At 66.0% G+C, this 12788-nt stretch carries 11 protein-coding genes; 8 read left to right on the forward strand and 3 right to left on the reverse strand.

Translation table 11 applies throughout. The features are described from left to right. Nucleotides 1-35 precede the first annotated feature (35 nt). From glmU to H156_RS0106530, 6 genes are all read left to right on the forward strand, one after another. Nucleotides 36-1421, forward strand: a complete 1386-nt coding sequence (gene glmU / locus H156_RS0106505) for a bifunctional UDP-N-acetylglucosamine diphosphorylase/glucosamine-1-phosphate N-acetyltransferase GlmU (protein WP_017364778.1) — start codon at nt 36-38, stop codon at nt 1419-1421. Then, a complete protein-coding gene (gene glmS, locus H156_RS0106510; protein ID WP_010959388.1) occupies nt 1409-3241 on the forward strand; it encodes a glutamine--fructose-6-phosphate transaminase (isomerizing) in 1833 nt (610 codons plus the stop codon). Before glmU ends, glmS begins: the two co-directional genes overlap by 13 nt. 86 nt (nt 3242-3327) lie before the next feature. Then, on the forward strand, nt 3328-5412 hold the full coding sequence (gene metG, locus H156_RS0106515; protein ID WP_017364777.1) for a methionine--tRNA ligase: 2085 nt from the start codon (nt 3328-3330) through the stop codon (nt 5410-5412). 7 nt (nt 5413-5419) lie between these two features. Beyond that, a complete protein-coding gene (locus H156_RS0106520; RefSeq protein ID WP_017364776.1) occupies nt 5420-6775 on the forward strand; it encodes an adenosylmethionine--8-amino-7-oxononanoate transaminase in 1356 nt (451 codons plus the stop codon). A gap of 6 nt (nt 6776-6781) precedes the next feature. Then, nucleotides 6782-7513, forward strand: coding sequence for a 16S rRNA (uracil(1498)-N(3))-methyltransferase (locus H156_RS0106525; RefSeq protein ID WP_010959391.1), 732 nt, complete (start codon nt 6782-6784; stop codon nt 7511-7513). 36 nt (nt 7514-7549) lie between these two features. Continuing rightward, on the forward strand, nt 7550-8011 hold the full coding sequence (locus H156_RS0106530; RefSeq protein ID WP_017364775.1) for a CopD family protein: 462 nt from the start codon (nt 7550-7552) through the stop codon (nt 8009-8011). A gap of 3 nt (nt 8012-8014) precedes the next feature. Here the strand turns inward: H156_RS0106530 and djlA are convergent, their stop codons facing one another. After that, nucleotides 8015-8845: a co-chaperone DjlA gene (djlA, locus tag H156_RS0106535; protein WP_010959393.1), complete on the reverse strand. Its 831-nt coding sequence runs from the start codon at nt 8843-8845 to the stop codon at nt 8015-8017. Between the two features lie 87 nt (nt 8846-8932). On the opposite strand from djlA, the gene H156_RS0106540 reads away from it, so the two are divergent. After that, nucleotides 8933-9826: a phosphoribosylaminoimidazolesuccinocarboxamide synthase gene (locus H156_RS0106540; RefSeq protein ID WP_017364774.1), complete on the forward strand. Its 894-nt coding sequence runs from the start codon at nt 8933-8935 to the stop codon at nt 9824-9826. A 20-nt stretch (nt 9827-9846) separates the two neighbouring features. Here H156_RS0106540 and H156_RS0106545 read toward each other — a convergent pair whose 3' ends face one another. Next, the gene (locus H156_RS0106545) at nt 9847-11124 is read right to left on the reverse strand and encodes a multifunctional CCA addition/repair protein (protein ID WP_017364773.1); all 1278 of its coding nucleotides are present in this window, start codon (nt 11122-11124) and stop codon (nt 9847-9849) included. Nucleotides 11125-11189: 65 nt separating this feature from the next. Here H156_RS0106545 and H156_RS0106550 point away from each other — a divergent pair, with 65 nt between their 5' ends. After that, nucleotides 11190-12074, forward strand: coding sequence for a sulfite exporter TauE/SafE family protein (locus H156_RS0106550; RefSeq protein WP_017364772.1), 885 nt, complete (start codon nt 11190-11192; stop codon nt 12072-12074). A 6-nt stretch (nt 12075-12080) separates the two neighbouring features. On the opposite strand, the gene pgl is transcribed toward H156_RS0106550, so the two are convergent. Further along, nucleotides 12081-12788, reverse strand: coding sequence for a 6-phosphogluconolactonase (gene pgl, locus H156_RS0106555; protein WP_010959397.1), 708 nt, complete (start codon nt 12786-12788; stop codon nt 12081-12083).

Genomic DNA, 12788 nt, shown 5'->3' on the forward strand with positions numbered 1-12788 from the left:
CCGTTTATTCGGCGATCCTCGTGAAGGAGACTTGAGTGGAAGTCATCGCTCTCATTCTGGCGGCGGGTCAGGGCACGCGCATGCGTTCCGGTCTGCCGAAGGTTCTGCACCGGATCGGCGGCCTCTGTCTGCTCGAGCATGTCTACCGGCTCGCGGCGGCCCTCGAAGTCCGTGAAACGGTCATCGTTTACGGCCACGGCGGTGAGCAGGCGCTGTCCGCATTGGGCCATCTGCCGGCGACCTGGATCGAGCAGAAGGAGCGCAGGGGGACCGGCCATGCGGTGATGCAGGCCGTGGACCGGATCGGCGACGATTCGACGGTGCTCGTTTTGTACGGCGACGTCCCGCTGCTGAGACGGGAGACGGTGGAAACCCTGCTGCACCACGCCGGCGAATCGAGCTTGGGGCTACTGACGGTCGAGCTGGACAACCCGACCGGCTACGGCCGCATCATTCGCGACGCCAGCGGCAGGGTGCTTCGTATCGTCGAGGAGAAGGATGCCACGCCGGAAGAACGCGCCGTCCGCGAGGTCAACACCGGCATCCTGGCGGTCGAAGGGGCGCCATTGAAGCGCTGGCTGAAGGCTTTGCGCAACGACAACGCGCAGGGCGAGTACTACCTCACCGACATCGTCGCCATGGCGGTGGCGGAGGGCTATTTCATCGATGCGACGCATCCCACCAGTCCGGACGAAGTGCTCGGCGTGAACGACCGCCGGCAACTGGCCGAACTGGAGCGAATCTACCAAGTCCACCAGGCGCGCGCGCTGATGGAGCGGGGTGTGACCCTGCGCGACCCCGCGCGTTTCGACCTGAGAGGGGAAATCGTCGAACTGGGTCGTGACGTGGAGATCGACGTCAACGTGATTCTCGAAGGAAGAATCGCCTTGGGCGACGAGGCGCGCATCGGTCCCAACGTTTATCTGAAGGACACCGTGATAGGACCGGGCGTGGCGGTCCTCGCCAATAGCGTGATCGAAGGCGCCGTCATCGGTGCCGGTTCCAGGGTCGGACCCTTTGCCCGGCTGCGGCCCGAATCCGTGCTCGCCGAAGGGGTTCACATCGGCAATTTCGTGGAAGTGAAGCAATCCGACATCGCCGTCGGTTCCAAGGTCAACCATTTGAGCTATATCGGCGATGCCAGCATCGGCAGGGGTGTCAACGTCGGTGCCGGCACCATCACCTGCAACTACGACGGCGTCGCCAAGCACCGGACCATCATCGAGGACGGCGCCTTCATCGGCTCCGACACTCAGCTCGTCGCGCCGGTCCGGGTGGGGCGCAATGCCACCATCGGCGCCGGTTCCACCATCACCCGGGATACGCCGGAAGACTGCTTGACTTTGAGCCGCGCCCGGCAGCTCAGCGTGGAAGGCTGGAAACGTCCGGAGAAAGCGAGGAAGGAGTCATGTGCGGAATAGTGGGCGCGGTGGCACACCGCAATGTCACCCCGATCCTGCTGGAAGGTCTGCGGCGGTTGGAATACCGCGGTTACGATTCCGCCGGCATCGCAGTGATCGCTGCGGACGGGTCGCTGGAGCGGGTGCGCCGTCCGGGCAAGCTGCGCGAGCTGGAAGCCGCCCTGGAATCCGCCCTGGTCGAAGGTGAAACCGGTATCGCTCACACCCGCTGGGCCACCCACGGCGTGCCGTCCGAACGCAACGCCCATCCGCATGTCTGCCGCGAGCGAGTCGCCGTGGTCCACAACGGCATCATCGAGAACCACGAGGCGCTGCGCCGGCAGCTCCAGCAGAAGGGGTACGAGTTCCTGTCGGAGACCGACACCGAAGTCGTCGTCAACCAGATCCACGACTTCCTGGAGCAGGGGTTCCCGCTGTTGGAGGCAGTACGCGCCACCGTCGGCATCCTGGAAGGCGCGTATGCCATCGGCGTCGTCAGCACTTGCGAGCCGGGCCGGCTGATAGCCGCCCGTAAGGGCAGTCCCCTGGTGGTCGGCTTGGGCGAAAGCGAAAACTTCGTCGCTTCCGACGTTTTCGCCCTGGTCGGCGAAACGCAGCGCTTCGTCTTCCTGGAAGAGGGCGACCTCGTCGAACTGACCACCGAGTCGGTCCGGGTCTATGGCAAGGATGGCGGCAGGGTCGAGCGCCCGGTCCACGAGACCCGGCTGGCGCCGGATTCGGTGGAGCGCGGTGAATACCGCCATTACATGCAGAAGGAAATCCACGAGCAGCCGGTCGCGGTCGAAAAGACCCTGAGCGGCCGCATCCATCAGGGCAAGGTGCTGTCTGCCGCATTCGGCGAGCGCGCCGAGGCCGCGTTCGAGCACGTCCGGGCGGTGCAGATCGTCGCCTGCGGCACCAGCTACCACGCCGGCAAGGTGGCGCGTTACTGGTTCGAGGCCTTGGCCGGCCTGCCCTGCAGCGTGGAGGTTGCCAGTGAATTCCGCTACCGCCGGCAGGTCGTGCAGCCCGGCACCCTGTTCGTGACCATTTCCCAGTCTGGCGAGACCGCGGACACGCTGGCGGCGCTGAAGGCCGCCAAGGAACTCGGCTATGCGCACACCCTGGCCATCTGCAACGTGCCGGAAAGCTCGATCGTGCGCGAATCGGACTCCTGCCTGATGACGCGGGCCGGCCCCGAGATCGGGGTGGCCTCGACCAAGGCTTTCACCACCCAGCTGACCGCCCTGCTGCTCCTGGTGCTGGCGCTGGGCCGGCGCCACGCCTTGGCCGCCGAACAGGAAGCGAAGATCGTCCGCGAGCTGGAGACCCTGCCTGCGCAGATCCGGCATGTCCTGCAACTCGAAGACGAAATCGCGGCCTGGGCCGAGCTGTTCGGCGAGAAGCACCACGCCCTCTATCTCGGCCGCGGCGCCCAGTATCCGGTCGCCATGGAAGGAGCGCTCAAGCTCAAGGAAATCTCCTACATCCACGCGGAGGCCTATCCGGCGGGCGAGCTCAAGCATGGGCCGCTGGCGCTCATCGACAACGAGATGCCGGTGGTCGCCGTCGCGCCCAACAACGAGCTGCTGGAGAAGCTCAAGTCGAACCTGCAGGAAGTCCAGGCGCGCGGCGGCGAACTCTACGTGTTCGCCGATGCCGAAGCGCCGATCGAAAACGTGCCCGGCGTCAGGATCCTCAGGGTGGCGGAGACCGACGAAGTCGTCGCGCCGATCGTCTACAGCGTGCCGCTGCAGCTCCTCGCCTACCACGTCGCCCTGATCAAGGGAACGGACGTCGACCAGCCGCGCAATCTCGCCAAGTCGGTGACGGTGGAGTGAGGCGGGCGGCTTGAGCGCTCGCCGGAGCCGCCCCGGTCGATTATGGGATAATCGCACATTCGATCCGTTTGCCAGACTCCGTTTCCATGACCAGCCCGCGAAAAATCCTTGTCACCAGCGCTCTTCCCTACGCCAACGGTCCGATCCACCTGGGCCATCTGGTCGAATACATCCAGACCGACATCTGGGTGCGCTTCCAGAAGATGCGTGGGCACGACTGCCGCTACGTCTGCGCCGACGACACCCACGGCACGCCCATCATGCTGCGTGCGGAGAAGGAGGGCATCAGCCCTGAAGAGCTGATCGCCCGCGTCCATGGCGAGCATCTGCGCGACTTCACCGGCTTCCACATCGAGTTCGACAACTACTATTCGACCCATTCGGAGGAGACCCGAGCTCATGCCGCCGATATCTACGGCAGGCTCAAGGACCGCGGACTGATCGAATCGCGGGCGATCGAGCAGTACTTCGATCCGGTCAAGGAAATGTTCCTGCCCGACCGTTTCATCAAGGGCGAATGTCCCAAGTGCCACGCCAAGGACCAGTACGGCGATTCCTGCGAAGTCTGCGGCACCACCTATTCGCCCACCGACCTGATCAACCCCTACTCCGTGGTATCCGGCGCCGCGCCGGTGCGCAGGGAATCGGTGCATTACTTCTTCAAGCTGGGCGAGTGCGCCGAATTCCTGAAGGACTGGACCCGCTCCGGCGCCCTTCAGACCGAGGCTGCCAACAAACTCAACGAATGGTTCGAAGCAGGTCTTTCCGATTGGGACATTTCCCGCGATGCGCCGTATTTCGGTTTCGAGATTCCCGATGCGCCGGGCAAGTATTTCTACGTCTGGCTGGATGCGCCGATCGGTTACATGGGGAGTTTCCAGAACCTCTGCGACAGACTGGGCCTGGATTTCGCGGAATACTGGAAAAAGGACTCGGAGGCCGAGCTGTACCATTTCATCGGCAAGGACATCCTCTATTTCCACGCCCTGTTCTGGCCGGCCATGCTGGAACATTCAGGTTTCCGCACCCCGACCAGGATATTCGCCCACGGCTTCCTGACCGTGAACGGCGAGAAGATGTCCAAGTCGCGCGGCACTTTCATCACCGCCCAGAGCTATCTCGAGCAGGGTCTCAATCCCGAATGGCTGCGCTACTACTACGCCTGCAAGCTGAACGGCACCATGGAGGACATCGACCTCAGCCTGGAGGACTTCGTCGCCCGGGTGAACAGCGATCTGGTGGGGAAGTACATCAATATCGCCAGCCGGACCGCGGGGTTTGTGACGAAATTTTTCGACGGACGACTGGATGTGCCGATGCAGCTTGCCGATGGCGAGGCACTGGATTTCCTTATCGACAGGCTGCGGGATTCGGCCGAGGAGATTTCCGGCTATTACGACAGCCGTGACTACAACAAAGCGATTCGTAAGATCATGGAATTAGCCGATGAGGTAAATATCTTCGTTAACGAGAAAAAACCATGGGAAATCGCAAAAAGGGATGACAGCTATTCCCGTGGAGACCTAAGAGTGGTTTGTGCGATAACGTTGAACCTGTTCAGGTTGCTGACGATTTATCTCAAGCCGATTCTGCCCAGGCTGGCAGAGGCGGTCGAAGGGTTTTTGAAGATTCCTTCTCTTACTTGGCAGGACGCGCAAACCCTGCTGCCGCAAGGTCATACCATCAACGATTATCGACATCTGATGACCCGCATCGACCCCAAGCAGGTCGATGCCCTGGTCGAAGCCAACCGCCAGAGCCTGCAAGCCACGGCAGGGCAGCCGGAGCCGCATTCCCAGGTGCGCCATGCCGAGCATCAGCAGCACCAGGTCCAGCCGATCGCCGAGACGATTTCCATCGACGACTTCGCCAAGGTCGATCTGCGCATCGCCCGTATCGCCAATGCCGAGCACGTCGAGGGCGCGGACAAGCTGCTGAAGCTGACGCTGGATCTGGGCGGCGAGACCCGCACGGTGTTCGCCGGCATCAAGTCGGCCTATGCGCCGGAGACCCTGATCGGGCGGCTGACCGTGATGGTCGCCAATCTCGCGCCGCGCAAGATGAAGTTCGGCCTGTCCGAAGGCATGGTGCTGGCGGCGGGGCCGGGCGGCGGCGACATCTTCCTCCTGTCGCCGGACGAAGGCGCCCAGCCCGGCATGAAGGTCAAGTAGCCGGGGCATGGGATCCGCCGACCGCGAATGGATGGAGCGCGATCTCGCGGTGCTGTGGCACCCGTGCAGCCAGATGAAGGACCACGAGTCGCTGCCGCTGATCCCGATCCGCCGCGGCGAGGGTGTCTGGCTGGAGGATTTCGACGGCAGGCGCTACCTGGACGCGATCAGCTCCTGGTGGGTCAACCTGTTCGGCCACTGCCATCCCGCGATCAACGCCGCGCTGGCCGACCAGCTCGGAAGGCTGGAGCACGTGATCTTCGCCGGTTTCAGCCACGAGCCGGGCATCCGGCTGGCGGAGCGGCTGGTAGACATCACCCCGCCGGGGCTGGAGCGCTGCTTCTACGCCGACAACGGCTCGGCGGCGGTCGAGGTGGCGCTGAAGATGAGCTTCCACTATTGGCGCAACCGGGGCCGCCCCGGCAAGACCCGCTTCGTCACCCTGGAGAACAGCTATCACGGGGAGACCCTGGGCGCACTGGCGGTGGGCGACGTGCCGCTGTACAAGGAGACCTACCGGCCCCTGCTGATGGAGGCCGTGGCCGCGCCCAGTCCGGACGCCTACGGACGCGAGCCGGGCGAAACCGAAGCCGGCTATGCCGAGCGGCGCTTCCGCGACATGCTGGCGATCCTGGAGCGGGGCGCCGATGAAATCTGCGCCGTGATCGTCGAACCGCTGGTGCAATGCGCCGGCGGCATGCGCATGTACGATCCTCTGTACCTCCGTTTGCTGCGCGCTGCCTGCGACCGGCTGGGTATACACCTGATCGCGGACGAGATCGCGGTCGGCTTCGGCCGCACCGGCACCTTGTTCGCCTGCGAACAGGCCGGCATCAGCCCGGACTTCCTGTGCCTTTCCAAGGGCCTCACCGGCGGTTATCTGCCGCTGGCGGCGGTGCTGACCCGCCCGGAAATCTACGCGGCCTTCTACGACGACTACGGCACGCTGAAGGCTTTCCTGCATTCCCACAGCTACACGGGCAACCCGCTGGCCTGCCGGGCGGCCCTGGCGACGCTGGAGCTGTTCGATGCGACCGACGTGCTGGGGCGAAACCGCGAACTGGCGCGCTGCATGGCGGATGCCACCGAGCGTTTCCAGGAGCATCCCCATGTCGCCGAAGTCCGCCAGCGCGGCATGATCCTGGCGATCGAGATGGTGAAGGACAAGACGACCCGCGAGCCCTATCCCTGGCAGGAGCGGCGGGGCCTGCGGGTCTACCGCCGTGCGCTGGAGCGGGGCGTGCTGCTGCGCCCCCTGGGCAATGTGATCTATTTCATGCCGCCTTACCTCATCACCCCCGAGCAGATTCGCCTCATGGCGGAGGTGGCCTGGGAAGGCCTGCTGGTGGCGGCGGAGGACTGAAAGGCCATGCGCATTTCCAGACTCTATCTCCCGGTGCCGCTGGCATCGGGCGCCGATGTCGTGCTGGACGGGGAGCGCGCCCATTATCTGCGCACGGTCCTGCGGCTCAAGCGCGGCTTCGATCTCACGGTGTTCAATGGCGAAGGCGGCGAGTTCGCTGCGCGGATCGGGGTCTGTCACCGGGAGGCCGTGAGTCTGACGGTGGGGGCGCATCGGCCGGACGACCGCGAATCCCGGCTCGACGTGAGGCTGGGGCTGGGCATCTCGCGCGGCGAGCGTATGGACCTGGCCATCCAGAAGGCGGTGGAACTGGGTGTCGGCGCCATCACCCCGCTGTTCACCGAACGCTGCGTGGTGCAGCTCGATGGGGAACGCAAGGCGCAGCGGCTGGAGCACTGGCGCCGGGTGGTTTGGGCCGCCTGCGAGCAGAGCGGGCGCAACCGGGTGCCGGAAGTGCTGGAGCCGCGTTCCCTGGAAGCCTGGCTCCCGGAGGCCGCGGGCCTTCGGATCTGTCTCGATCCCCATGCCGTTCACGGCCTGCGGGAGCTGGCACCGCCCGTCGGTTCGGTGACCCTGCTGTCGGGGCCGGAGGGCGGCTTCAGCGACGCCGAGCGTGATATGGCGGTGGCGGCTGCGTTCGTTCCCATCCGCCTCGGCCCGCGCGTGCTGCGCACCGAAACCGCCGCCCTGGCGGCCTTGGCGGCCATCCAGACGCTGTGGGGCGACATGGCCGTCTGACCCTTCCATACCCTTCGGTGTCGGGCAGGAAATCCCATGATATTACTGGCGCTGGTACTGCATGTCCTTTCCGCCGTGCTCTGGGTCGGCGGCATGTTCTTCGCCCATCAGGTCCTGCGCCCGGTCGCTGCCGGCTTGCTGCAGGCGCCGGAACGGCTGCGGCTGTGGAACGCGGTGTTCGCACGCTTCTTTCCCTGGGTCAAGGGAGCCATCGTGCTGCTGTTCCTCACCGGCTTCGGGCTGATCCATGCTTATGGCGGCTTCGGGCAGGTGGGGTGGCCGGTGCATCTGATGCTGCTCATCGCCCTCACCATGACCGTGATTTTCGGCCTGATCTACGCCCGGCCCTACCAGGCGCTGAAAGCCGCGGTGGCCGCGGAGGACTGGGCCGTGGGGGCGGAAGCCCTGGGTGTGATCCGCCGTCTGGTCGGCATCAATCTGGTGCTCGGACTGATCACCGCGGCGGTGGCAAGCGGCGGAAGTTTCCTGCCGATTTGAGGCTCAGAGGTTTCTCGCCGCCGCGATGACCTCGTAAGCCTTGCGGATCTGCTGGGTCTTCTCGTTGGCGATGCGCACCATCTCCTCGGGCATCCCCCGGGCGACCAGCTTGTCCGGGTGATGCCGGCTGATGAGCTTGCGGTAAGCGCGCTTGACTTCGTCAGCCCCGGCCGATGCCTCGATGCCGAGCATGGCGTAGGCGTCTTCCAGCGTGTCCTCGCGGCGGCGCGCGGGTGTGTTCCGGTGGCCGCCGTAAGAGGAATTCTGATAGGCCCGGGCGAAACGTAACGCCGCATCCAGGCGTCCCTTCATGGCGTGATACTCGAAGCGCGAGATGCGGAGCCGGTCGCAAATGTCGAGCAGGACGCGTTCCTCGGCCTGGTTGACGGGGCCGTCGGCGAAGGCGGCTTCGAGCTGGATTTCCAGGAAAATGCGGAGCAGTGCGTAGCGGCGGTGACATTCTTTCCGGAATTGTTCGACCGCTTCCCGCAGTGGGAAATCAGGCTGCTTGCCGCGGCTGAAGAGTTCGATGGCGGTGCGGCGCATGCCCTCGGACAGGCTCATGCGGTTCATCACCGTCCGCGCCACGGTGATTTCGGCCTCGGACACCCGGCCGTCGGCCCTGGCGACGTGGCCCATCACCGAGAACGTGGCGGTGAAGAAAGCCATCTGTATCCGGTGCTGGGCGTCGGGTGACGGGTCCGATTCGATCTGGGCGTACTTGTCCTTGCCGCCGTCCAGCTTGTGGACGATGGCGGCGCCCAGCAATGCGCCGAGCGGACCTCCGAGAAGGAAACCGAAGGTACCCCCCAAGAGTTTGCCGAGCCAGCTCACCTGAGAAACCGTCCCTCGAGACTTGCCATAAACCTTCGCACCTTACATGATTGATGTTTATCCTTAAAGTCTGGAAGAGTCAGCCCGATGACCGTCCCTGAGACATTGTTCGAATCCAGCCTGTCTTCGCTGCGGCTGAAAGCGCGGGGAAAAGTTCGCGACATCTACGAAGCCGGCGACGATCTGATGCTGATCGTCACGACGGACCGGCTGTCGGCCTTCGACGTCATTTTACCCGACCCCATTCCCGGCAAGGGCCGGGTACTGACCCGCGTCTCGCGATTCTGGTTCGAGCGCTTGAAGGACCGGGTGCCCAACCACCTTTCCGGCACGCCGTTGGAGGCGGTGCTGCCCGATCCGGCCGAGCGCGAGCAGGTCGAGGGCCGGGCCATGGTGGTCAAGCGCCTCAGGCCGTTGCCGGTGGAGGCCGTGGTGCGGGGTTATCTCATCGGCTCGGGCTGGAAGGACTACCAGCGCAGCGGCGCCGTCTGCGGCATCGGGCTGCCGTCCGGCCTTCGACTGGCCGAACGGCTGCCGGACGCGCTGTTCACGCCGTCCACCAAGGCCGAGATGGGTTCGCACGATGAAAACATCGGGTTCGACCAGGTGGTCGGCCTCATCGGACGGGAGCTGGCCGAGCGGATGCGCGAGGTGGCGTTGGGGTTGTACCGGGAAGCCGCGGCCTATGCGCTGGACCGCGGCATCATCATCGCCGACACCAAATTCGAATTCGGGGTGGACGAGGCGGGTGTGCTGCACTGGATCGACGAGGCGCTGACCCCGGATTCCTCACGGTTCTGGCCGGCTGACGGTTACCGCCCCGGCATCAGCCCGCCGAGCTTCGACAAGCAGTTCGTGCGCGATTACCTGGAGACGCTGGAGTGGGACAAGAAGCCGCCGGCGCCCCATCTGCCCCCGGACATCCTGGCGCGCACCGCGGAGAAATACCGGGAGGCGGAGCGGCGGCTGACCGGCGAATGATACGAAGTCGCGTAGGTAGCTCATTCCCCCTCTCCCTGTGGGTGAGGGAGGCGGCCGGCGGGCGTCGCGGGGGACCGGGCGGCTCGGAGCCGCCGTACCGCGGCGATGCGTAGTTGTCGCAGAGCCCGTCCGAACGCCGGACCCTGCAGCCGCTGTTCGATCAACGGACGGCTGTCCACCGAAACGGCCGCGCGTTGCGCCTCCCGCAGCCAATCGGCCTGGGGATAGGGCCGCTCCTCGAAGCCGGCCCGGCCCCTGGCGTCCGCCTCGCAGGCGAGCAGGAAGGGTTCCAGGGTGTCGTCGTGACGCTTGAGCGCGCCCAGCCGGTCCAACAGGTCCACCAGGGTCGACGTGCGCAGTTCCGCCGCGCGGTGGCAGAGGTCGTGGTAGCGCATCACCTTCTCCGCCAGGCGGCGGAAGGCGTTGGGCGCACGGAAGCGGTCGCAGAGTGTATTCAGGGCGCCGAGGCCGAGGCGCTCGTGGCCGCGATGGCTGGGCCAGAGTTCGGGCGGCGTGAGCGCCTTGCCGAGGTCGTGGGTCAGGGCGGCGAAGCGTGCGGAAGGGTCGGCAGTGAGGCGCGCGGCCTGGTCCAGCACCATCAGCGTGTGTACACCGGTGTCGATCTCCGGATGATGCCGCGGCGGCTGGGGTACCCCGAACAGCCGCTCGATTTCCGGGAACAGCCGTTTGAGCGCCCCGCAGTCGCGCAGCGTCCGGAAGAAGGCCGAGGGCGCCGGTTCGGCCAGTGCCTTGGCGAACTCGGCCCAGACCCGTTCCGGAACCAGGGCGTCGACCTCGCCGGCCTCGACCATGCGCCGCATTTCCACTAGGGTTTCCGGCGCCACGCGGAAACCGAGCGGCGTCAGCCGGGCCGTGAAGCGGGCGACGCGCAGGATGCGCACCGGATCTTCGGCGAAGGCGGATGAGACGTGGCGCAGCAGCCGGGCTTCCAGGTCGCGCCGGCCGCCGAAGGGATCGACGAGCCGGCCATCCGGCGTTTCCGCCATGGCGTTGATGGTGAGGTCGCGCCGTTCAAGGTCCTGCTCCAGCGTGACGTCGGGCGCGGCGTGCACCACGAAACCGCGGTAGCCGGGCGCAGTCTTCCGTTCGGTGCGGGCGAGGGCATACTCCTCGTGGGTTTCCGGGTGCAGGAACACCGGGAAGTCGCGGCCTACGGGGCGGAAGCCGCGCGCGATCATGGTTTCCGGCGATTCGCCCACTACCACCCAGTCGCGCTCGCGGACCGGCAGGCCGAGCAGGCGGTCGCGGACGGCGCCGCCAACCAGAAAGGCTTTCATGTGGACTCGACTCTTCGAGGATTCAAGGTTCGTTCCGTCGCCTGCGGGGACGGCTGCATGACCGTATGTATACCACGCTCACGTTCTACCTCGCCTTCGGCGCCCTTGCAGGCGTCGCTTCCGGCCTGTTCGGCATCGGTGGCGGCGCCATCATCGTGCCGTTCCTGGTCTGGCTGTTCCCCGGCCAGGGCGTGCCGGAAAGCATCCTCATGATCATGGCGGTCGCCACCTCGCTGGCCACCATCGTGGTGACTTCGGTCGCTTCGGTCCGTGCCCACCACCGCCGCGGCGCGGTGGTCTGGCCGCTGGTGTGGCGGCTGGTGCCAGGGATCGCCCTGGGGACGGTCGCCGGCTCGATCGTCGCCGACCATCTGCCCACCCGGCAGTTCGAGCGGTTGTTCGCAGTGTTCCTGATGCTGGTCGCGGTGCAGGTATACCGGGGAAGGCGGGAAGAAACGGCGGGCGAAAAGCCCGTCCCGCCCGGCGTGATGACCGGCGGGGGGATCATGATCGGTCTTCTGTCGGCGCTGTTCGGCATCGGCGGCGGCAGCATCACCGTGCCCTTCCTGCTCCGCTGCCGGCAGAACATCCGCCATGCCGTCGCCGTCTCCTCGGCCTGCGGTTTCCCCATCGCCGTCGTCGGGACCCTGAGCTACGTCGTCCTGGGCTGGGGCCATCCGTCGCTGCCCGCCCACAGCCTGGGCTACATCTACTGGCCCGCCTTCCTCGGCATCGGCGCCGCCAGCGTGCTGACCGCCCCATACGGGGCGGCGCTGGCCCACCGTCTGCCGATGCGGGGACTCAAGCGGCTGTTCGCCGCCGTGCTGTTCCTCCTCGGCGCCCGCATGTTGGCGAGATCCGCCGATCCTTCCTGGCTCGGAGCGCTGAACGAGGGCCTCGAAACCGCTGCCGCATCGGCGCAGCGCCTGAAGTCTTTTCTCGGCCCCTGAACCGTTTCAACTCCGCGCCGCGAACACGGTGACCGGGGTCCGCGTCTGGGCCAGCACGAAACTCACGGGATATTGCCGGTTGGGGCCGGCCAGGGCGGCGTTGAACACCTCCACCTTGCCCGCTCCGCCGAACTGCAGGTAGATATGCCGGGCGTCGAGGATCCAGGGCAGGGTGAGGCTGACGCGTTCGGTCGGCGCGATCGCGCCCACCTGAGCCAGACAGGGCGGGGTATTCTCGACCGTGCCGCCCAGCGCCAGACCGGCCTCCAGGTTGGGGCTGGCCGGGAACAGCGAGGCGGTATGGCCATCGTCGCCCATGCCCAGGATCAGCGCCGCGAATGGCCGTGGCAGCTCGGCGAAGGACCGGGCCAGGCGGGTTTCGGCTGCGGCGGCGGAAGCGTCCCCGGTGTACAGCGGCAGGAAGCGGGCCGCCGCCGCCTTGCCCTGCAGCAAATGGGTCTTCACCAGGGCGGCGTTGCTGGCGGGATCGGTTTCCGGCACCCAGCGTTCGTCGACCAGGGTGACGATGACCCGTGCCCAGTCCAAATCGGCTTCGCGCAAGGCCTCGAACACCGGTACCGGCGAGCGGCCGCCCGAAACGGCCAAAATAGCCGCGGGATCGGTCGCCAACGCGGCGCGCACATCCTCCGCCACCGCCGCGGCCAGCGCCGGCGCCAAGCTCGTGTTGTCGTCGAACCATCGGATCTCGGTCAT

Source organism: Methylococcus capsulatus str. Texas = ATCC 19069 (genome assembly GCF_000424685.1).
In the GTDB taxonomy this organism is placed as follows: Bacteria; Pseudomonadota; Gammaproteobacteria; order Methylococcales; family Methylococcaceae; genus Methylococcus; species Methylococcus capsulatus.

What these genes read in the sequence shown, in the direction of transcription:
- glmS (WP_010959388.1), top strand. Translation starts at nt 1,409, where the DNA reads ATGTGCGGAATAGTGGGCGCGGTGGCACACCGCAATGTCACCCCGATC.
- metG (WP_017364777.1), top strand. Translation starts at nt 3,328, where the DNA reads ATGACCAGCCCGCGAAAAATCCTTGTCACCAGCGCTCTTCCCTACGCC.
- H156_RS0106520 (WP_017364776.1), top strand. Translation starts at nt 5,420, where the DNA reads ATGGGATCCGCCGACCGCGAATGGATGGAGCGCGATCTCGCGGTGCTG.
- H156_RS0106525 (WP_010959391.1), top strand. Translation starts at nt 6,782, where the DNA reads ATGCGCATTTCCAGACTCTATCTCCCGGTGCCGCTGGCATCGGGCGCC.
- H156_RS0106530 (WP_017364775.1), top strand. Translation starts at nt 7,550, where the DNA reads ATGATATTACTGGCGCTGGTACTGCATGTCCTTTCCGCCGTGCTCTGG.
- H156_RS0106540 (WP_017364774.1), top strand. Translation starts at nt 8,933, where the DNA reads ATGACCGTCCCTGAGACATTGTTCGAATCCAGCCTGTCTTCGCTGCGG.
- H156_RS0106545 (WP_017364773.1), bottom strand. Translation starts at nt 11,124, where the DNA reads ATGAAAGCCTTTCTGGTTGGCGGCGCCGTCCGCGACCGCCTGCTCGGC.
- H156_RS0106550 (WP_017364772.1), top strand. Translation starts at nt 11,190, where the DNA reads ATGTATACCACGCTCACGTTCTACCTCGCCTTCGGCGCCCTTGCAGGC.
- pgl (WP_010959397.1), bottom strand. Translation starts at nt 12,788, where the DNA reads ATGACCGAGATCCGATGGTTCGACGACAACACGAGCTTGGCGCCGGCG.